This is a genomic window from Mesorhizobium sp. M0062 (genome assembly GCF_040323125.1).
GTDB lineage: Bacteria > Pseudomonadota > Alphaproteobacteria > Rhizobiales > Rhizobiaceae > Mesorhizobium.
The window spans coordinates 109,965-130,258 of record NZ_JAMYUO010000014.1; the positions used below are offsets into that span (position 1 = coordinate 109,965).

Below are 20,294 nucleotides of genomic sequence, written 5' to 3' on the forward strand. Positions count from 1 at the left end.
TCGATGGGCCAGAACGAACTTCAAACCGGATTAGATCAGAGGGGCAAGGTCAACCCGCCTCCCTTTGGCCTCCCGTTGCCGACGCGGGGCTTGTCCGCTGGTGACGGCTTGATCCCGAAGCGCAACTCCTTGATCCGAGCCTCTTTAGACGCTTGCAGGTGTTTACCGACATGCTCGTGACCTATACCTTAGCCACCGAAACAGGCGGGACTCTGGCCGCCGCAGGATGGAAGGTTGTCGCTCAGGTGCGGGGAAGGCCGTAGTCTTGCCCGTCTAAACCACGAGTGGACACGACGCGCCAGCAGATAAGTTGCGCTTCGAGAAGGAGGCGGCCTGACCATTTACGGTGGAGGAGTTCGAGAGCTCCACAGACTCGGAGCGCGTCACTGGCTCTGGATGTGGGTGTGGTCAGACATCCGCTCAGCCAGCCTAGCCCCATATGAAATCAGAGAACCGCTAAGCCCGAGAACTGCCAGTAAACAGAATAACTCGATGGCGAGTCGTGCTGGATGCCAACGCTTCACGCCACCAGGGACCCGCGCAAACTGCGAGTTTGTATACTCGGTCAACTTCGCTCCTATGACAGCCCCCACCATCAGCGTCAGCTTGATAGAAATTCCGCTGATGGCCAGCAATGCGCACCATCGGGTCACGACTGAGAAGCTGAAGCCAGTGCCTAGGTCGCTCGCCACGAAAGTGCCCAACAGTACTAGAAAGGCCAAGCGGGTGAGCATGCCTACGAAGTCGGAAAGCTTTTTGGTGCGGTCATAAGCCGTGTCAAATCGCTTTTTTGCTGCTGCCGCAACCACCGCGTGGTCGATGTCTGACATTGATCGTCCCCCTCATTTGGCGCTCGCCAAGCTTAAGACATACTATTCGCGCCCGTGCTTCGCACCCCCACTCGGACCTGGGAGCGTCGAGTTCATCCGGCCAAGATTCTGCACTTGGAGCCGATATTATTGGGTTACGCGCCAGTTACGCCCCAGTGGTAGTTTTCAGAGGTTTTGGCTGAGGCCGTTTCATCCAACCTTTCGAAGGGGTTGGATGGTGGGCGATGCAGGGATTGAACCTGCGACAACCCCACCCGTGTGAAGGGTGCGCTGTCTCGTCGGCGCGAGATCACATGTGCCGAACGTCCCCGTCAATGTGAAAGACCAATTTCGCACTGAACAGTTGTGACCAGGTGGACGGCTTCGGCTCGCCCTGTTCGGCGACCATCGCTACGTTCGCCGGCCCATCTGCCTATCAAGTCCTTCACCATCGAACGCCTTCATACCCTTCGCAGTCCATAGGTTTCGCGCATGTTCGCCTTCATCGCTTTGCAGCTTGGCGGCAATCCAGATCAGCGCGCCGTAGATGGTAGCGCGATCATCGGCAGTCAGCTCGACGATGCCTGCCTTGACGACAAGGCCACCGAGTTCGATCAGATGTCGGGTACGCTTGCGGCGCTCGACCTGCCACGTGCGCATGTCATTGCGAGCCTGTGCCGCCTGCCGGCGATTGTGTGCTGCCCGGTTGCGCTGGAGCGCCGCGAGGGTTGCGCTGAGATGCCGGAGCAGTTCGCCGGGACCTGCTTTCGAAAAACATCACCCCACGCTTGGCCCATGCCTCACGATTTGAGGTGTCTACCGTTTCGGCGATTGCGACCAATGCACCGGCCAGTTCATCGGTACTGAGCTGGTCGGCGCCGGTGGCGATCACCAGTTCGCCAAGTTGCTGCACCTTCCGCGTTTTTAGCTCTCGCGCTTTGTCTTCCAGCGCCTTCAGTTCGGCGTCGAAGTCTCGTGGCTTACGCATGGCCGTCTCCATTGATTGTCGATGCGGCAATGATAGGGGATGGCCTGCCGGAAGGCTGCAGAGTTGCCGAGACACCCCGGGACGGGCTGGTCCATCCCGAGAATTTTTCGAGGGAGGGCGCGCTTATACGTCGTGCCGACGTGCGGTTTGACGTGCAAATGATCTGGTCGCGATGGCGATCTATCATCTTCACGTCAAGGTCATTGGCCGCAAGGCTGGCTCGAGTGCTGTGGCATCGGCTGCCTACCGCTCGGCTGCGCGGCTGCGCGATGAGCGGATTGATAGGAGCCATGACTTCTCGGCCAAGCGCGGTGTCGTCCATTCCGAGGTGATGCTGCCGGAGAATGCGCCGGAAGCCTGGAACGACCGCGAACGGCTCTGGAACGATGTCGAGGCTTTCGAGGTACGCAAGGATGCCCAGCTCGCCCGCGAGGTGGAGTTCGCCCTCCCGCGTGAATTGAGCCAGGCACAAGGCATCGAGCTGGCGCGCGACTTCGTGCAGGCCGAGTTTGTCAGCCAGGGCATGGTCGCGGACCTCAATGTGCATTGGGACAGGGCGGAGAATGGCAGTCCCAAGCCGCATGCTCATGTTATGCTCACCATGCGCTCAGTCGATGAGAACGGTTTCGGGGCGAAGGTTCGAGACTGGAATGCTACCCAGATGGTCGAGCGCTGGCGCGAGCGATGGGCGGAACTTGCCAATGAACGCCTAGCTGAACTCGATATCGACGTCCGCATCGATCATCGCAGTCTGGAAGCGCAGGGCATTTCGTTGGAGCCGCAAACCAAGATCGGTGCGCCGGCTCAGCGCATTGAGGGCAGTGGCCTCGACGCTGACGGCATTGAAGCAGATCGCGCCGAACTGCATCGTGAGATCGCGCGCAACAATGGCGCGCGCATCATTGCCGATCCATCCGTGGCGCTGGATGCCATCACGCATCAGCAATCGACTTTTACTCGAAAGGACATGGCGAAGTTCGCGCATCGGCACAGCGATGGCATCGAACAGTTCAACCAGGTGATGGGCGCGATCGGCAACGCGCCCGATCTGGTCGAACTGGGCAAGGACGGCCGTGGAGACGATCGGTTCACCACCCAGAATATGATCGAGACCGAACAGCGGCTGCATCGCGCGGCGGAACGCATGGCCGGAGAGGAACGTCATGCGGTGAGTGATCGGGATCGTGTGACTGCTTTGGCGGATGCCAATCGTCATGGCCTTGTTCTGTCAGGCGAGCAGAGCGATGCACTGGATCACATCACGGACGGTCGCGATCTTGGTGTCGTTGTCGGTTTTGCCGGCACCGGCAAGAGCGCGATGCTTGGCGTGGCGCGCCAGGCATGGGCAGCAGCCGGCTACGAGGTTCGAGGCGCTGCACTCTCCGGCATTGCGGCCGAGAATCTTGAAAGCGGTTCCGGCATCTCGTCTCGAACCATCGCCAGCATGGAACGTAGCTGGGGGCAGGGCCGCGACCTGCTCACCGCGCGTGATGTTTTGGTGATCGACGAGGCAGGCATGGTCGGCACTCGCCAGTTGGAGCGCGTGCTCTCCCATGCGGCGGGCGTAGGCGCAAAAGTCGTGCTGGTCGGCGATCCGCAGCAGCTGCAGGCGATCGAAGCGGGTGCTGCATTCCGTTCCATCCACGAACGTCACGGCGGCGTCGAGATGGGCCAGGTGCGCCGGCAGCGCGAGGATTGGCAGCGTGACGCAACGCGCGATCTTGCAACCGGCAGGATCGGCGCCGCGATCGGCGCCTATGACGTAAAAAGCATGGTGCACCAGGCTGCCTCACGCGATGAGGTGCGCAGCGATCTTGTCGAGCGCTGGGATCACGACAGGCAGGCAGAGCCTGACACAAGCCGGATCATTCTCACTCACACAAACGACGAGGTGCGCGCGCTCAACCAGGCAGCGCGCGACCGCATGCGTGCTGCCGGCGATCTAGGCGACGAAGTTCAGGTGGATGTCGAACGCGGTGCAAGGAACTTCGCCAGCGGTGACCGGGTCATGTTTCTGCGCAACGAGCGCGGGCTTGGCGTCAAGAACGGCACGCTCGGCGTGATCGAAGAGGTCAGCGCGCAAACCATGACGGTTCAAACCGACGATGGCAGGTCTGTGCGCTTTGACTTCAAGGACTACGCCCACATCGACCACGGCTATGCTGCGACCATTCACAAGGCCCAGGGCATGACCGTCGACCGCACGCATGTGCTGGCGACGCCAGGAATGGATGCCCATGGCAGCTACGTTGCCCTGTCGCGGCATCGCGACAGGATGGACCTGCATTACGGTCGTGATGACTTCGCGACGCGCGAACGGCTCGTCCGGACGCTGTCACGCGACCGCGCCAAGGATATGGCGTCGGATTACGACCAGATCGACCCGGCGCAGAGCTATGCCGAGCGGCGCGGGATTAGCTTTCGCGAGCGTGTCGCAGAGATCGTACGCAAGGTCGTGCCTGAAAGGCTACGCAACATGTTCGACGGCCGGCGCCCTTCGGCAGATGGCGCGCCCGACTTCGACGCCATGCGCAGGCCGGAAAGAGAGGAAGTGCGCCTCGAACCCGCCGCGCCCGCCAGAGAGATCGCCGAGGACGGGCAAGCGGCGTTGCGGAAAACCCGAACCGATGCGCTCGTGCGTCATGCCCGCGCTGTGGACGCCATATTCAGCGCCGCGGATGCCCGTAGCAGGGCCAGCCCGGCGCTGTTGCGCGAACTGGCTGACGCCCGCAAGGCCTTCCAGGAGGTGCGGCCCAATGGCTGGCGCGATGCCGAGGCCGCTTACATCAAGGACGCGGGCCTTGCTCGCGAGGCCGGCGGTGGCAAGGTCAATCGCGCCATCCGCGCCCTGCAGCTTGAAACCGAAATCCGCACCGATCGGAGCCGCCGTGCCGACCGCTTCGTACAACGCTGGCACAAACTGGACCGGACCAGCCAGCACCAGTATCAGGCGGGCGACATGTCCGGCTACAAAGCCACGCGATCGGCGATGGGTGACATGGCCAAAAGCCTCGAACGCGATCCGCAGCTTGAATCCATCCTCGCCAACCGCAAGGGGGATCTCGGCATCACCTTCGAATCAGGCCGTCGTCTCGGGTTGGAACTCGCCTTCAATCACGGCATCGACCTCGGCCGAGGCCGGGGCATTGGACTCTAGACCCGTCCGATTTGCCGCCGTCTCTACGCCGGGGCACGACGACCCGGAAAACCCTCTTGCGAGCCCGTAAGTGTCTGTCCTCTCTGGATCAGGAGCAGTCAGAACCAGCCAGCGAGAGGCAGCGCGACCATGCCTGAAGCAGACCGGATCATCCGCCTGAAAACCGTCCTTTTCCGGACCGGTTTGTCTCGGTCCACGATCTATCGCAAGATCGCCGAAGGCACCTTCCCACGCCAGATCCAGATCAGTATCCACGGTGCAGGCTGGCATGAATCCGACATCAGTCGCTGGATCACCAATCCCGTTTCGTGGCGTCCGCAAGACGAGGGCGACAAGTTGTGATGAGGGTGATGCACACTGCGCAGAAAGCTGGCCTTCATCGAGACGCAGCGGTCACGGCGGCGGAACTGTTGCTTGAGCCCATGTCCATTAGGAGCGCCGGCGAGGCGAGCGAACACGGCAAACCAGAAACGATAGTCGGCTTGGCGCCCAACAAGATGGGTTGCTCAGCCAAGGCAACTTTGGAGCAAAGCGGCCGTGACGGGCTGCCTCCGATCCGGCTTTCTTCTAAGCAGGCTGCATCCTCACCGCCTATAAGGTCCGTCGGCTAACGATTGCCCGATCGATCGCGATCATCGCCGGATCGATGTTTATGGTGGCGGACGAGGTCATCCAGCACAGATCGGATATGCGGCCAGGGGAAATCGTCAGGATGTTCCCAGTGCTCACCGTCACGCAGAATGACCGTGAGCTTGGCCAAAATGCCTTCGATGGACGTGGCCGGTGTCTGCGGTAGATCATCCAGAAGTGCGCTTTCGGCTGTTTCCGATTGCCTGATCAGTTCGTCTGTTCTCGAATAGCCGATCTCATCATCAGCAGCATCCCAACGCGCCTGGTGTGCCGCGAAATCTGCAAACGCCCTATCCCATTCGATTTCATCTTCCGGAGAGTAGACATCGTTGAGGCTCTCGATGGAATGGAGCGTCACGTCCCTACCATCGGCAAGACGCACTTTGGCGCAGGGAAAGCCGACCGTCCTCGCGAGGTGTGTCTCCAACCGCTGCTGTTCGCGGCACAGCGCCAGTGTCTCATCATGGATCTTTTGCCAGTTGCCACACAGACAGAGAGCAGGATCGGCCGCGCTGCGGCCGTCCTTCAGTTCGGCAGCCCGCGACTTTACCTGGAAGGGCCATGCCACGGCGGCCGTGGCCGTACCCGCCAGCAGGCGCCGCCGGGTGACGAAAGACAAACTCATGCTATTGTCGGAATCATCCATGATCCGAGCTCCATGAAAGCTGGGGTTGTGGTTAGGTTGGACAGGTGTGACCGCACCTGTCCAACCGCTCAAGATGCTTGTCGGCATCAACGGTAGTATCAGTGTTACTATCTATGGCGAGCAAATGCAACAATTTAGTAACAGGGTTACTACGGATGGCAATAACTTCGGCCCAGTGTCGGATGGCGCGGGCAGCTCTCCATCTAGGCATTCGGGAGCTTGCTGCCCTCGCAAAGGTCTCTCCCAACACTATCGCGCGATTGGAGCGCGGCGAGGTTTTGTTCGACAACACACTGCAGGCGGTACAGGGCGCCCTGGAGAACGCTGGCATCGAATTCATTCCAGAGAATGGTGGTGGGCCCGGCGTGCGCTTAGCCAGGCGAAATTAGAGGTGGCGTCATGCAGCGCCAGTCGAACTGAGCGGAAACATCTCAGCGCCACCGCTGATAATTCCGGTTCGCCCGATGCGATCAGCGATCGATGTTGCTGAACAGCTTAGCGTTCCGTTTTGCTCGCGAGCTTATCGCCTTCGGCCAGCGTTGCCGAGGCTCATGTTTTAGTGCTTTGGTCAGTTCCCACCGCGCAAAAACTTAGCCCAATCGCTCATCATGGCGCGGCGCTTCTCAATCATGGTTTCGCGCCGGTATGCGGCCTCAACGTCGCTGTTGATGGCGTGGGCAAGCGCAAATTCCCGCATGTCTCGGGGATAGTCGGACAACTCCCCTGCCCAATCAGAAAACGTTGACCGCAGCCCATGGGGCACGGCTGGGCGCTTTGAGTTCTTGTCCAGCCAGCCCGTGCGGCCCGCCTCGATCTCGCTTTCGTGCATGCGCTTCATGGTAGCACTCAACGTCATATCGGACAGCATGCCGCCACGGATCGCGGGAAACACATATTCTGTGTCGGCGGCCGCGGCTTCTCTCATCGCAGTTAGGATTGTCATTGCCGCATCGGATAGCGCCACAACGTGCGGCCGCCTCATTTTCATTCGCGATGCCGGCACCGTCCACAATTTGGCGTGCCAATCGATTTCAGGCCATTCCATGCCGCGCACTTCCCCCGATCGCGCAGCGGTCAATGTCGCGAATTCCAATGCCCGTGCACCCGTGCCTTCGCGTTTGCGCAATGCTGCGAACCACGTGGGCGCGTCCTTCAACTGAACGGCGGGCTGATTATCGACTGTCGCAACCTTGCTTGGCTTGGACAACATGGCATTGAGATTGCCCTTCCACTCTGCCGGATTGTCGCCCTCGCGGTGTCCGTGTGCCTTTGCCCAATCAAGCACGCGTTCGCAACGTTGCCGCAAACGCGTGGCCGTCTCCGTCTTGGTCGTCCAGATCGGCTTAAGGATTTCGACCATGTGATGTTTGGTGACTTCGGAAACGGCAAGATTGCCGATGACGGGCATTGCATACGTGTCCAGCGTGGATTGCCATTGCTTCCGATGCTTTTCGTTTCTGAATTCCGCCAGTGTGTCGGCAAGGAATTTGTCAACGGCATCGCGGAATGTGAGATGGCGCTTTGCGGCTTCAATCGCGGCTTTGCGACGGTCGCGCTTCTCTTGTAGCGGATTTATGCCGCTGCGGATTTTGTCTTTGGTTGCCCTCGCCCGCTCGCGGGCTTCGCCCAATGATACGTCATGCCCGCCAAGACCCATTTCGCAACGCCGGCCATTCACGTTTGTTGTGCGCAATAGCCACGATCGGCCGCCGCCCGGCGTGATTTGGAGCATGAGCCCGGCAACACCACCGACAGCAAATACAGCGTTGCCGGGTGTGGTCGATCCGGGGTGTTTCAAGTTCTTGACGGCTAGTGCTGAAAGTTCCTTCGCGATCTTCGGCATTTCTCTATCCCATCATCTTACCCGCCAAAAATAATGGCATTGGATGATGCGGATTGCAACGGCGCGAGACAGCCATTTTAGATTAAACCATTGATATTACCTTATGATTTGCATTGATTGAGACGATATGAGACAGCAATATGGCTGTCGCTCTCTCCGCCACTATCAAACCATTGAAACCGCCGCGATTTCCCATCCCAGCGGGTGCGGCTGACTTTACTTCACATGCTCGCCCTGGGTTCATGGCGGATTGCCGGCTTGCTCGCCAAGCCAGGCGCAGAAATGCCGCGGAGCGATGCGGCGGTCGTCGTCACCTGGTCCGCCAGAGTTTCAAAGGCGTAGCGCCGAACCTCTGTCTTCACTCTTCGTGCCCCATCTGTCACCGTCGCAACCAACGCGGTAGTGCCGCCTGGTGCGGTCTCAGGTCGCAGATGAGGTAATTCCATGAATTATAACGATATCGACCTCAATCTATTGCGGGTCTTTGACGTGATGATGCGGGAAAGGAGCGTGACGCGGGCGGCTACCGAATTGGGCAGAACACAATCAGCTGTAAGCCACTCCCTGTCGAAGCTTCGGTATCTATTGCAGGATGAATTGTTCACCAGAGATGGCGGCGAGATGCGGCCAACTCCCCGGGCAGTTGAGCTGCTGTCGAATATTTCCGCCGCACTCGCGACGATCCGCGCATCGATCGACCGGCATCAGATCTTCAATCCAGCAACGACGCGACGCAACTTTCGAGTTGGGCTTACAGATTATCATGCCATGGTTTTCATCCCGGGCCTCATTCGAGAATTTTCCAGGCAAGCTCCTGGCGCGACGCTGAACGTCATTCCCGCAAACGGACCCGAAATCGGTTCATCGGTCTATTTGAGACAAGTTGACTGTGCGCTGACGGGAGCAGCGATACGCGACGACCCAGGTCTCTTGAAGGTGGAGCTTGGCCAGGACCGATTGTTTTGCGCGGTGTGGAGTGGAAGCAAGATCGCCAGAAGCGCTATGACGCTGGAAACCTATTTGGCCAGTTCTCACCTCCAGATTTCCGCAGATGGCCTGGCGGAAGGCCTCGCGGATGCCGCCCTCAAACAGATGGGTCTTCGCCGCAATGTCGTTGCGACCATCTCCAACTATCCGGTGCTGCCCTGGGCGCTTCGCGGCACTGAACTGATTACCCATTGCGGTGATGCCATCCTGCAAATGCTGGACGAGAGGAGTGAGGTGACGTTGGTCCCGCCACCCATTCCGATATCGAATGTGAATGCCTGGCTTATTGTTCACCGCCAGATGGCGAATGACCCGGGAACCAGGTGGCTCCGGGAAATCATCGTGGGCATCTACAACGAGTCGCGGACCAAGAGACCAAGGGTCGACCGTCGGAGACCTGGGTCGGCCGTAAAATAGGTCGCGCGCGCTGTCGTCTGTTTCAACACTCGAGCGCCTTTTTACCTGCGAGCGGGTGCTGCGCAATTATGAGGGGCGCTCATTTTGACCATGAGGACAATCGATTTGACGAATAGTCTACCTGGAGAGCACATTCCCTTTCAACAATAACAGGGGAATGCCGAAATGAGATCAACGTTCAAGGGCCTACTTGCCCTCGCCATCGCGTGCACCGCCTCCTCGGCGTGGTCCGCAACCCTCGACAATGTCAAGAAAAATGGCGTGCTGACCTGTGGCACGAATTCGGCCACGGCTGGCTTCAGCCTCCCCGACAATGAAGGCAAATGGACCGGATTTGTCGTCGATTATTGTCGCGCCGTGGCCGCTGCCGTGCTCGGGGATGCGCAAAAGGTCAAGTTCATCCCATTGACGCCAAAGGATCGCTTCACCGCCTTGCAGTCGGGAGAGATCGACATTCTCGCGCACAACGCAACCTGGACATCGTCCCGCGATACGTCGCTAGGCATACTGTTTGCCGGCACGTATTTCTATGACGGCCAGGGGTTCATGGTGCGCAAGGCCGACAACATCACGTCGGCCAAAGGGCTCGACGGCGCATCGATATGCGTCACCCAGGGCACCACGACCGAGTTGAACCTTGCCGACTATTTTCGCTCGCAGTCGATCAAGTACACGACGGTTGGTTTCGCGGACGAGGAAGCTGTGGTGAAGGCTTATGAGGAGGGGCGTTGCGACGTCTTGTCCGCAGACACCTCCACCTTGAACGCGTCGAGGCTTCGCATGGCCAAGCCGGACGACAGCATTGTTCTTCCCGAGCTGATCTCCAAGGAGCCGCTTGGCCCGGCGGTGCGGCAGGGTGACGACCAGTGGTTCAATGTGGCGAAGTGGACGCTCTACGTCATGGTGGCCGCGGAGGAATACGGGGTCACCTCCAAGAACGTCGATGCCATGAAATCGTCGGACAATCCCAGCATCCGCCGCCTGCTTGGCGTGGAAGGCAGCATAGGCAAGGACATCGGGCTCGGCGATAACTGGCCGGTCGAGGCGATCAAACAGGTCGGCAATTACGGCGAAGTGTTCGATCGCAATGTCGGCAAGGATTCGCCGCTGAAAATGGAGCGCGGCATGAACGCGCTCTGGAACAAAGGCGGCGTTCAGTACGCTCCGCCGATCCGCTAATGCATGTCGCTCAAAAATGGCCCCGGTTTTGAGACAACGACATGCATACCGAAGACCCTAAAGCGCGTCGCCTGAGTCCGTTCAAACCCGACGCGCTTTAGGCAAAGGCATGGTTGCAAGGCGCTGGCGTGTTACCGTCAGCGCCTTGCACGGACCCGATAGGAACAGCCCATGTCCCATTTGTCGCTTCCCGCGCCGTCGCGCAGGAGGTTGTCGCTGCACGATACGAAGGTGCGGGGCATCTTCTACCAGCTCTTGCTCGCCGGCTGCCTGCTGGCCTTGGCCCTGGGCATCGGCATGCAGACTGCATCGAATATGCGGGTCCGGGGGATTCCGCTCTCATTCGACTTTTGGAATGAGTCTGCCGGCTTCGACATCAATCAAACCCTGATACCGTACGATGCATTGTCCAGCTACGGTCAGGCGTTCTGGGTGGGAGTGGTCAACACCCTCTACGTCAGTCTCCTCGCAATCCTGTTCGCGACCTTGCTTGGCTTCGTCATCGGCGTTGCCCGCCTGTCGCCGAACTGGATCGTTTCGAAGGTGGCGACCGCCTATGTCGAGCTTGTGCGCAATGTTCCGTTATTGCTGCAGCTGCTGTTCTGGTACAACGCCGTCCTCAAGCCGTTGCCCTCGCCGAAGGCTTCCATCGCCATTCCCGGCGGCATCTACCTCAACAATCGCGGCCTCATCGTTCCGGAGATTCATTTGCATCCGGGAGCGGGTCTGGTGGGCCTGGCATTCGTTGCGGCCATTTCCTGCTGCGTTGCGTTCTGGTTTCGCGCCAGGAGCGTCCAGAGGCGGACGGGCAGGCAGCTGCCGGTGCTTCTGGTCAGTCTGGCGACCTTGATAGGATTTCCGTTGGTCCTTTTCCTGGCGGCTGGCGAGCCGGTCTCGTTCGTCGCCCCGCAGCTGCGGGGTTTCAATTTTCAAGGCGGGCATCAGCTCTATCCGGAGTTTGCCGCTCTCCTGATCGGTCTGTCGGTCTACACCGGTTCATACATCGCCGAGATCGTGCGAGGTGGAATCCAGGCAGTGCCAAAGGGCCAGACCGAGGCTGCGCATGCGCTGGGGCTGGCGCCGGGCAAGACGCTTCGTCTGGTCGTCGTTCCCCAGGCGCTGCGCATCATCATACCCCCTTTGACAAGCCAGTATCTGAATCTCATCAAAAACTCGTCGCTTGCCGTGTTCATCGGCTATCCCGACCTCGTTCAGATCTTTGCGGGCACGGTGCTCAACCAGACCGGAGCCGCCCTCCAGGTCATGGCGATTACCCTGTCGGTCTATCTCGTTATCTCCCTTGCCACGTCGTTGGTCATGAACGCGTGCAACCGACATTTTGCAATCGTTGAAAGGTGACGGGATGAGCGATCAGTCCATGCGTTCGCCACTTGTCATCAGCGCGCTCATACCAGCCATGGCGCCTCCCGCGGACGTTCGACCGGGTCCAGTGAGCTGGATGAAAAAGAACCTGTTTTCGACGCCGTCTTCAGGCGCGCTGACAATATGCTTTGTCCTCCTCGCCGCGTGGCTGCTGCATCACTTCCTGAGCTTTGCGATCTTCAACGCGGTCTGGAGCGGCGGCCACGAAGCTTGCCGTGCGAACAGCCAGGGGGCTTGCTGGCCTTTCATCGCCGAGAAGTTCGACTACCTGCGATACGGCGCGTATCCGGTTTCCGAGCGGTGGCGGGTGGACCTTGCGCAGGCGATCGGCGCCATCCTCATCGTTTGGCTCCTGTGGACGAAGGCTCCGCGGCGCAAAGTGGCGGCGTTGCTGTTCTTCCTCGTCTACCCCGTGGCCGCGTTCGTTCTCGTGCGCGGCGTTGCCTGGCTTCATTTGCCTGTCATCGATACGACGCTCTGGGGCGGTCTCTTGATCACGTTGCTGATGTCGATCGTGGGTATCGTCTTCTCGCTTCCGATCGGGGTTATCCTGGCGCTTGGACGCAGGTCGGAACTCCCTTTCGTCAAGACGGTTTGCGTCACGTTCATCGAAGTCGTCCGCGGCGTGCCGTTTATCACAGTGTTGTTCATGGCGAACTTCATGATGCCGCTCTTCGTCCCGGATTATCTGACGCCTGATCGTCTGTTGCGCCCGCTCATCGCGATAGCGTTGTTCTCGTCCGCCTATATGGCCGAGGTCGTGAGAGCCGGCCTTCAGGCGATCCCGAAGGGCCAATACGAAGCGGCCAAGGCGCTCGGGATCGGCTACTTCGACATGATGCGCCTGATCGTCCTCCCTCAGGCGTTGACGATCGTCATACCGAGCATCGTCTCGACCTTCATCGGTCTGTTCAAAGACACGACTCTGGTCGCCATCGTCGGCATCGCGGATTTCCTGAAGGCCGTCGAAACGGCGCGCGTCGATCCGAACTGGGCAGGCCCGACGATCTCATCAACCGGCTACCTCTTTGCGGGGTTAGTCTACTGGAGCTTTTGCTTCGGCATGTCGCGTTACTCGCAATCTATGGAGCGCCAATTGGCGCGTGGCCACAAATCCTAGGAGGCGATGATGATGCCACAAGCAATGCCCGCGGCAAGGTGACTATCAAATGGCTTGTGCAGACACGCCCGCATCGGCGCATGGGCAGCGACATATCGCGGGAATAGATTTCGACCAGATCCACGACCGTCAGCAGTTCGGATCCGTCAAATGGGCCAACCAGTGGGACGAGTTCTCTCCCCAGGTCGAGGGCCAGGACCTGCTGTCGCTGTGGACGGCGGATATGGACTTCCGCGCTCCGGAAACCGTCATCGCGCGACTGCGCGAGGCCGCGGAGCATGGCATTTACGGCTACACACGCCGCGATCCGCGCCACTATGAGATCGTGCAATCGTGGTTCGCGCACCGGCACAACTGGTCGCCGAAACTGGAGACCTTGCTTCCCGCGCCGGCGATCATGCCGTCCGTGGCTGCGATACTGCGAACCTTCACCAAGCCCGGTGACGGCGTCATTGTGCAGTCGCCCGTGTACTCGCCCTATTTCGAAGTTGTTCAGGGAAACGGGCGGGTTCTGCTTACGAACCGGCTGAGGCTGCAGAACAACAGATATGAACTTGATCTGGAGGATTTCGAGAAACTGGCGGCCGGCGGTGCCAAGGCATTCCTGCTGTGCAATCCTCACAACCCTGCCGGAATGGCCTGGACACGCGAAGAATTGGCGGCGCTCAACGACGTCTGCGAGCGCCATGGGATCCTGGTCATATCGGACGACATTCACTGCGACATAAGGTTGTCGGATCGTCCTCACATCGTCTTCTCCTCCATCTCGGAAGATGCTGCGGAGAAATCGTTCATCTGCACCGCTCCAACGAAGACTTTCAATCTTGCCGGGGTTCCTTCGGCAACGATTTCGGTAGCCAGCAAAAAGCGCCGCGAGGCGCTTCTTGCCGCAATGCAGGCGTCATTCATGGTGAATGCGAACTTTTTCGGCCGCCTGGCTTTGGAGGTTGCTTACAGCAGCGGCGCGCCGTGGCTCGACCAACTCACGCACTACATCGCCGGCAACATCGATCTGGTTTGCGAGTTCGCCGGTGAACACCTTCCAGGCATCACGCCCATGCGGCCCGACGCATCGTTTCTGGTGTGGTTGGATGCGTGCGCGCTCGATCGCCGAGTGGGTGGAATTCAGAAATTCTTTGTCGATCGGGCCGGGGTTAATCTCTATGACGGCCGCGTCTATGGGCCTGGCGGCGAAGGCTTCATTCGCCTGAATGTCGGCTGCCCGCGTCCCCTGTTGCGCCAAGGGCTGGAGCGCATGTCCAGCGCGCTGGCATCCCTGTGATCGACCGCCAGGGTGCTTCGGATTCGAGCCTGGTACTTGATGCCGGCAGCCGGTAAGGAAACGTCCGAGGGCCGACGAGCCGGGTGGCCCGCAAGTCCGGATCCATAACCGTGCCGGACACGACGCTCAAGCCAAGGTCGACATGTCCATCTCGATCGCCGCTACCATTTCATAGCGAACCCGAGCTTGGCGCCCAGGGCGTGGCTATCGCCAAAATCCTTGAGGCTTGTCCGCGCTGTTCCTTCTCCGAAGACGGCGTAGCGACCGTCCGCCCAGCTCAGCGAGCCACCAAGGCCGACACCGCCCCACAGCGCCTGATTTTCGCTGACCAGTTTCGTGCCAGACACATCGACATCATTTCCGTCGAGGAAGTCGTAGTAAAGGTTGCCGAGCCCGTAAATGTGCGTGCGGCTGACTTGCCCCGCATCGTCCACCCACTGGTCTTCATAGTCCGCGGAGAGGCCGAGGCGACCGACGAGGCTGTTGCTGCTGCCGGGCGACACGACGGCGCCAAACGGGTCGGTGAACGTGTCGAAGTCGACCGAGGAATAGGCAAGCTGGGCCTGCGGCGTCAGCGACCAGTTGCCGTTGAGGGCGATCTTCTGTCCGGCCTCCACGCTCAGTCCGTAGCCGAAACCGTTGTTGCCGTCCGCAAGCGTGGTGCCCAGCGTGGCCGACCGGATGTCACTGTCATACCATGTCGCCTCAGCCTGCGCGTCGACGTAGAAGCCACCGCTGCCGAACCAGGTGAGCGTGCTGCCGACGCCGTAGCCGGTGGCAGCGATCGACCCTGCCCCGAAGATCGAGGAGACGTCCGACGACGCGGTTCCGTAGTGGGCCGTAATCCCTCCGATCAGGGTACCGGCGTCGCTTTCGTGCAGCAGGCCATCGACGCCGGCCTGCAGCTTCCAGGTGGTCACGTCATAGTTCGTGCCGGAGGTCGACGTCTCCGGCTTGATCTCGGCATGGGCAGCTTCGATGCGCGCCCATATCGCCTTGCCGTCGACCGAGCCCTGGCCTGGCAGGTCCGCACCTTGCGGCGTAGCACCCTCGCCCCACGACCGATTGCCAATGCGTTGCTGCATGGTGCCCAGTTCATTGAAGGCCTGCAGCACCCCTTCATAGGCCTCGTACAGCGGCACGCCAGGCGAATAGAGCGGCTGCGGATCGGGATCGCCGTTGATCAGGGCCGAACGCAGATACCAGTCGCCGTCGGCCGGCGTGCTGACGCCGTTCTTGTAGAGCCTGTATGCGTAGGCGCCCGCGACGACCGCTGCATCGCCTTCGAAGGTATAATTGCCGTCGAGCGAGAAGCTGCCGTTCGAGACGCCGCCGACGTCGACGATCTTGATGCCTCCGACCGTTTGGGCGCCCGACCCGCCGAAATTGACGACCTGAAGGGTACCCGTCCCTGACGTGTTGCCGGCGATCACCAGCATGTCTGTCGGCGAACCGTCACCACCGAGCGCAGCGTTGAGAACGACGGCGCCGCTATTGCCGACATAGTCGCCGCTTACGGTAAGTGTGTCGCCTGGGACGCCACCCGCGATGCGCACCGTTCCGGCGTTGCTCAGCCCCGCAATCGTCTGGGACGTGCCGGCAAGATCGAGCGTGGCGCCCGAGGCGACGGAAAACTGCGAGGAGGAACTGAACGCGTTCGCAGCGCCCGCGGCAAGCGTGCCGCCGCTGACCGTAGTGGCGCCGGTAAAGCCTGAGTTGTCCAACGCAAGCAGCAGCGTGCCTTGGCCGTCCTTGATGAACGTACCGGCGCCCGAGAGCACGCCGGCATAGCTGGCGGAGGCGACTTGGTCGAATGTGAAGGAGGCGCCGGCGCCGATCGCGACATCGCCACCGAAGCGCTCGGCTGCCGAGACGAGGCCGCCTTGATTGACGGTCCAGTCCAGCAGCGACGTGCCTGACAGCGTCAGCACGCCGGCGCCATCCTTCATCATTGCGCCGGTGCCGGAGATATCGCCGGCGAAGCTGGCGTCCGCCGCCTGGTCGAACACGACAGTGCCGGAATTGCCGATGTCGCCACGAATCGAGGTTGCATCGCCGACCAGCGTGCCAGCGCTGACCAACGTGTTGCCGCCATAGCTGTTCGTTCCCGTAAGCGTCAGCGTGCCGGCGCCGGCCTTGGCAAGACTGCCGGCGCCAGAGATCGCACCGGACAAGGTCAGGTCGGCCACAGTGTCGAAGGTGCCGCCGGCCGACGAAAGCGTGACGTCGCGCGCCGAGCTGAACGCCGCTGTGTTGCGCAGCGTCCCGCCGGAGAGCGTCAGGCCGCCAGCGGCAACGCCGAGATTGTTGTCGGCTGAAACAGATAGCACGCCGCCCAGGACGGTGGTGCCGCCCGTGTAGGTGTTGGCGCCGGACAGCACCAGCGTGCCCGCATCGGTCTTGGTCAGGCTGCTGGTCCCGGTTAGCACGGAGGCGATGGTGGCGGTGTAACCTGCTCCGGCCACCGTGCCGTCGCCGACCCGAATGATGCTCTCGCCGCCAGCGCCATCAAGCGTGATGGCTTCGCCTTCGATGCGGTAGCCATCGGCGGCGAATTGCATGCCCGTAATCGCAAGCGCGCCGGCGCTGCCGGCGGCGATGACGGTGCCGCCGAGCGTCTGGAAGATGGCGAAGCCGGGCTGCGGCTTCATCGCGCCAGTTACCAGGCCGGTGCTCGTCGTCCAGTTCAGGCTTGTCGCCGTCCACGTGCCGTTGCCGCCGTCGACCAGATCATTGTTGGCATTGCCGGCCGCGTCACCATCCCAGAAGAGCAAGTCGGTGCCGACGCTGCTGACGAGATTGACCTGGTTGGCGACGGAGGTCTGCACCGTCAGGTCGGCGGCCGTGACACCGGCCGGCAGATTGCCGAGCTCGAGACCATTGTCGGTGAGTGCGCCGCCATAATTGATTAGCCGGTAGACGCCAGGCCCGAAGCCGCCGACATCGGTGATGTTGAGGCTGCCGTCCAGCGTCAGCGCTCCGGTCACCTCGATCAGGTCGTTGACACCGCCGCCGACAATTCCTGCCTGGCCGAGCTCGTAGTCGAGCATAGAACCGGAGCTCAGGCTGAGCGATCCGACCGTAAGCGTACCCGGACTGGAGCCGGGGGCCAGCACGCCGCCATCGGCGACGATCACCGCGCCGCCTATCGAGCCGGAGCCGCCCAGCGTGCCGCCGCTGTTGACCGTCGTTTCGGTATTCCCAAGCGAACCTTCGACGACGAGCTTGCCCCCGTCGACCGTGGTGCGGCCGGAATAGGTGCTGTCGCCGTTGAGCACCAGGGTGCCGGCGCCCTCCTTGTAGACGCCGCCCACGCCGCTCAGCTCGCCATTCGCGGTCAGCGTCGTACCCGCCGCCGCGCGGAAGTAGCCATAGGCGGAAGTGAGCTTGACATCGCGGCTCATGGCGAAGCTTGCTGTCGTGCCGAGTTCGCCGCCGTCGAGTGTCAGCAGGCCCGTAGCGGCACCCAGATTCTGGTCCGACGCGACCGAGATGCTTTTGCCGGTCCCGACCTTGGTGCCGCCGCTGTGGGTGTTGGCACCGGTCAGCGTCAGCGTGCCGAAGCCTTCGATGTCGACGCTGCCCGAGCCGGAGATATTTCCGCCGAAGGTGTGGGGGCCGAGGTCGAGAAACGAGACAGCGCCGTTGTCCAGGATGTCGCCACGGATCGCCACGGTGTTGCCGGCAAGCGTTCCTGCATTGACGATGTTGCCACCCGTATAGCTGTTGGACAAATTGCTGACGTTGAGCGTGCCGGCGCCGCTCTTGACCAGTGTGCCGGTGCCGGTCACCTGGCCTGACACGTCCAACTGCGTGCCTGCCACCGTGTCGAACCCGCCGGTCGAATTGATCAGGACATTGCGATTGGTGGCGAAGCTGGTGGTCGTGCGCAACGTGCCGCCGTCGAAGGTCAAGCCGCCCGAGAGGGCGCCCAGATTGTTGTCACTCGAAATTTGCAGGGTCCCGCCGGACAAGGTCCAAGGCGTGACGGCAGTTGTCGTCCCCGTTAGGGTCCAGGTGCTGTTTCCGGTTTTCTCGTAGAACCCAAACCCGTCATATTTGGCGCCAGCGCCGATCTGCGACACACCGAAACTGGCGCTGATATCGCCACCCAGCTTGAATGTATCCGCGGCGCTGAAAGCGACCACATTGCCTGTGATGGTGGAGCCGGCCTGAATCTCCAGCGAATTGACGCCGCCGGTGAACTGGATGGCTTTGCCGGCTGCCGGCGTTCCGCCACCGGTGCCGACGGCACCGCCGCTGATCGTACCCGCATTGATGACCGCGATGTTGGCGCCCTTGATCCCTGCGGCGCCATCGCCGCCTGCCAAGGAGCCCTGACCGCCACTGCCGCCAACGATCGTCGCACCTAGCTTGTTGATGACGGTTCCACCTGAAAGCAGCAGAACAGCGGCGCCACCGTCCCCACCGCCGCCGAGAACTGTTCTTCCACCGGCACCCCCGAGCAGATTCCCGCTGTTCTGGATTGTCCCGCCGCCCATCAGGACGATGGCAGCTGCGCCGCCGCCACCACCTGCTTGGACCCCAATTGTGGAAAGACTCGTGCCGCCGGTAACGCTGCCGCCCGCCTCTACAAACACGTTTGCGGACGAGAATATGCCGACGCCGCCACCACCGCTGCCGCTGTTGCCATTGGTCCCACCTCGGCCGCCAGTGCCACCACTCACCGATCCTGTGCCAGTGACTGTAACGTCGGCCGTGGCACTGACGCCCACACCGCCACCGCCACCGCCGCCGCTCCTGACGACGCCATTCGTGCCAGGGGAGCCCAAAGCGCCGGCCCCGCCGCTGATGCTGGTTGCAATGGTCCCGTCTGTCGAGATGACCAGACCCGTAGCACCAGTGGCACCGGCAACGCCATTTGGGTTGTTGGCTGTCCCACTTACCGCTCCCGATCCTCCTGGCGCCCCGTCACCCGTCGTGAGGTCAATGCCGCCACCACCGCCACCAGCGGTCGCGCCATTGGCGGCATTCTGACCCGTGGCACTCGCGAGCGCGCCGTCAACGCCACCTTGTCCAGCGCCTGCGCTGCTACCATTGCCGCCATCGGCCCGAGCCGGCGCGGCGCTCAGCGCAAGGGCAACAGTTAGGATCGTCAAGGCGGAAGTGCCGGAGCGAAGCGACACGACTTGCGGCAAGCGCGCGAGATGCAAAACCCAAAACCCATCACGCGCAATCCGCTCCGCCATGCCTAAGCTCCCTGATTCCTGAGTGCGCGAAGGCAGCATGAAAGCTATTCGCCCGCAAGAAGTTTATAGTCGTGAGAGCTACCAAGAAGCTAACGGTGATCAGTAAAATGAAGTCTGCGACTTTTGAGCGACAGAAAATAGTCAATATTAGATATAGCTTATTAAACAGAGACCTTACGGAATCGCGAGAACAATCTCGCTGCATGAATTTATGCGGAAACGTTCGGACCTCCTGGGCCCAGCCGATCCCATCGGGCGGAGGTGAGTTTCGCCTCTACGGGGCGATGAGGCGCTAGGCTGCCCCTTGGGCGACCCTCACTATCCTGCAAGAAGTGATTCTGTAATCGACTCCCACTCTGCGTCTAGCTTGCCAGTTGCCACAGGCTGCCCGGCGCGGCGGTACCAGTAGGCTGCATTAGAAAGGTCGCCTTCTTTGCGGTGCAGATAGGCATGAACCCATACAGAGGCCGGATCAGATTCGCTGGCCTGCACACACTCATGCGCCCGCTCCCAATCGCCCTGTCTATCCCACCATAGAGCGTGGAGCGCCATCCCAAGATTCGCCGGGGGCTCTACACCCTGAAGGGTCGCACGGAACTCGTCGATGTCCATAGTTACCTCGCCTCTGGCTACGCCGGTCCTG

Annotated in this window: 15 protein-coding genes; 8 read left to right on the forward strand and 7 right to left on the reverse strand. The window is 61.1% G+C overall.

Annotation, left to right across the window (positions count from 1 at the left end):
- Positions 1-383: 383 nt before the first annotated feature.
- The 3 genes from NKJ64_RS18230 to NKJ64_RS18240 form a co-directional block, all read right to left on the reverse strand.
- The gene (locus NKJ64_RS18230) at positions 384-830 is read right to left on the reverse strand and encodes a hypothetical protein (protein WP_352463085.1); all 447 of its coding nucleotides are present in this window, start codon (positions 828-830) and stop codon (positions 384-386) included.
- 390 nt (positions 831-1,220) lie between these two features.
- Positions 1,221-1,469, reverse strand: coding sequence for a conjugal transfer protein TraD (locus NKJ64_RS18235; RefSeq protein WP_352463086.1), 249 nt, complete (start codon positions 1,467-1,469; stop codon positions 1,221-1,223).
- Between the two features lies 1 nt (position 1,470).
- A complete protein-coding gene (locus NKJ64_RS18240) occupies positions 1,471-1,797 on the reverse strand; it encodes a conjugal transfer protein TraD (protein WP_352463087.1) in 327 nt (108 codons plus the stop codon).
- Between the two features lie 172 nt (positions 1,798-1,969).
- Here NKJ64_RS18240 and traA point away from each other — a divergent pair, with 172 nt between their 5' ends.
- Together traA and NKJ64_RS18250 are read left to right on the forward strand one after the other, a co-directional pair.
- Positions 1,970-4,954 carry a Ti-type conjugative transfer relaxase TraA gene (gene traA / locus NKJ64_RS18245; protein WP_352463088.1) on the forward strand — a complete coding sequence of 995 codons (2,985 nt, stop codon included), beginning with the start codon at positions 1,970-1,972 and terminating at the stop codon, positions 4,952-4,954.
- Between the two features lie 129 nt (positions 4,955-5,083).
- Entirely contained in the window at positions 5,084-5,296 is a 213-nt protein-coding gene (locus NKJ64_RS18250) for a helix-turn-helix transcriptional regulator (protein ID WP_352463089.1), read from the forward strand.
- A 265-nt stretch (positions 5,297-5,561) separates the two neighbouring features.
- Here the strand turns inward: NKJ64_RS18250 and NKJ64_RS18255 are convergent, their stop codons facing one another.
- Positions 5,562-6,230, reverse strand: a complete 669-nt coding sequence (locus NKJ64_RS18255) for a hypothetical protein (RefSeq protein WP_352463090.1) — start codon at positions 6,228-6,230, stop codon at positions 5,562-5,564.
- A 182-nt stretch (positions 6,231-6,412) separates the two neighbouring features.
- On the opposite strand from NKJ64_RS18255, the gene NKJ64_RS18260 reads away from it, so the two are divergent.
- A complete protein-coding gene (locus tag NKJ64_RS18260) occupies positions 6,413-6,619 on the forward strand; it encodes a helix-turn-helix domain-containing protein (protein WP_023825501.1) in 207 nt (68 codons plus the stop codon).
- A gap of 179 nt (positions 6,620-6,798) precedes the next feature.
- On the opposite strand, the gene NKJ64_RS18265 is transcribed toward NKJ64_RS18260, so the two are convergent.
- Positions 6,799-8,073: a tyrosine-type recombinase/integrase gene (locus NKJ64_RS18265; RefSeq protein WP_352463091.1), complete on the reverse strand. Its 1,275-nt coding sequence runs from the start codon at positions 8,071-8,073 to the stop codon at positions 6,799-6,801.
- Between the two features lie 444 nt (positions 8,074-8,517).
- Between NKJ64_RS18265 and NKJ64_RS18270 the strand changes: the two genes are divergently transcribed.
- From NKJ64_RS18270 to NKJ64_RS18290, 5 genes are all read left to right on the forward strand, one after another.
- Positions 8,518-9,477, forward strand: a complete 960-nt coding sequence (locus tag NKJ64_RS18270) for a LysR family transcriptional regulator (protein ID WP_023671116.1) — start codon at positions 8,518-8,520, stop codon at positions 9,475-9,477.
- A 165-nt stretch (positions 9,478-9,642) separates the two neighbouring features.
- Positions 9,643-10,656 (forward strand): amino acid ABC transporter substrate-binding protein, encoded by a 1,014-nt coding sequence (locus tag NKJ64_RS18275; protein ID WP_352463092.1) that lies wholly within the window; start codon positions 9,643-9,645, stop codon positions 10,654-10,656.
- A 171-nt stretch (positions 10,657-10,827) separates the two neighbouring features.
- Positions 10,828-12,015 (forward strand): amino acid ABC transporter permease, encoded by a 1,188-nt coding sequence (locus NKJ64_RS18280; protein WP_352463093.1) that lies wholly within the window; start codon positions 10,828-10,830, stop codon positions 12,013-12,015.
- Positions 12,016-12,019: 4 nt separating this feature from the next.
- Entirely contained in the window at positions 12,020-13,159 is a 1,140-nt protein-coding gene (locus NKJ64_RS18285; RefSeq protein ID WP_352463094.1) for an amino acid ABC transporter permease, read from the forward strand.
- A gap of 49 nt (positions 13,160-13,208) precedes the next feature.
- Positions 13,209-14,441 (forward strand): MalY/PatB family protein, encoded by a 1,233-nt coding sequence (locus NKJ64_RS18290; RefSeq protein ID WP_352463095.1) that lies wholly within the window; start codon positions 13,209-13,211, stop codon positions 14,439-14,441.
- Positions 14,442-14,602: 161 nt separating this feature from the next.
- Here the strand turns inward: NKJ64_RS18290 and NKJ64_RS18295 are convergent, their stop codons facing one another.
- Together NKJ64_RS18295 and NKJ64_RS18300 are read right to left on the reverse strand one after the other, a co-directional pair.
- On the reverse strand, positions 14,603-19,561 hold the full coding sequence (locus NKJ64_RS18295; RefSeq protein WP_352463096.1) for an autotransporter outer membrane beta-barrel domain-containing protein: 4,959 nt from the start codon (positions 19,559-19,561) through the stop codon (positions 14,603-14,605).
- 408 nt (positions 19,562-19,969) lie between these two features.
- Positions 19,970-20,263: a hypothetical protein gene (locus NKJ64_RS18300; protein WP_352463097.1), complete on the reverse strand. Its 294-nt coding sequence runs from the start codon at positions 20,261-20,263 to the stop codon at positions 19,970-19,972.
- Between the last annotated feature and the right edge of the window lie 31 nt (positions 20,264-20,294).

Coding starts and splice junctions, on each gene's coding strand:
- NKJ64_RS18280 (WP_352463093.1), top strand. CDS start 10,828: ATGTCCCATTTGTCGCTTCCCGCGCCGTCGCGCAGGAGGTTGTCGCTG.
- NKJ64_RS18260 (WP_023825501.1), top strand. CDS start 6,413: ATGGCGCGGGCAGCTCTCCATCTAGGCATTCGGGAGCTTGCTGCCCTC.
- NKJ64_RS18285 (WP_352463094.1), top strand. CDS start 12,020: ATGAGCGATCAGTCCATGCGTTCGCCACTTGTCATCAGCGCGCTCATA.
- NKJ64_RS18235 (WP_352463086.1), bottom strand. CDS start 1,469: ATGCGCACGTGGCAGGTCGAGCGCCGCAAGCGTACCCGACATCTGATC.
- NKJ64_RS18290 (WP_352463095.1), top strand. CDS start 13,209: ATGGCTTGTGCAGACACGCCCGCATCGGCGCATGGGCAGCGACATATC.
- NKJ64_RS18265 (WP_352463091.1), bottom strand. CDS start 8,073: ATGCCGAAGATCGCGAAGGAACTTTCAGCACTAGCCGTCAAGAACTTG.
- NKJ64_RS18270 (WP_023671116.1), top strand. CDS start 8,518: ATGAATTATAACGATATCGACCTCAATCTATTGCGGGTCTTTGACGTG.
- NKJ64_RS18275 (WP_352463092.1), top strand. CDS start 9,643: ATGAGATCAACGTTCAAGGGCCTACTTGCCCTCGCCATCGCGTGCACC.
- NKJ64_RS18250 (WP_352463089.1), top strand. CDS start 5,084: ATGCCTGAAGCAGACCGGATCATCCGCCTGAAAACCGTCCTTTTCCGG.
- NKJ64_RS18300 (WP_352463097.1), bottom strand. CDS start 20,263: ATGGACATCGACGAGTTCCGTGCGACCCTTCAGGGTGTAGAGCCCCCG.
- NKJ64_RS18230 (WP_352463085.1), bottom strand. CDS start 830: ATGTCAGACATCGACCACGCGGTGGTTGCGGCAGCAGCAAAAAAGCGA.
- traA (WP_352463088.1), top strand. CDS start 1,970: ATGGCGATCTATCATCTTCACGTCAAGGTCATTGGCCGCAAGGCTGGC.
- NKJ64_RS18240 (WP_352463087.1), bottom strand. CDS start 1,797: ATGCGTAAGCCACGAGACTTCGACGCCGAACTGAAGGCGCTGGAAGAC.
- NKJ64_RS18255 (WP_352463090.1), bottom strand. CDS start 6,230: ATGGATGATTCCGACAATAGCATGAGTTTGTCTTTCGTCACCCGGCGG.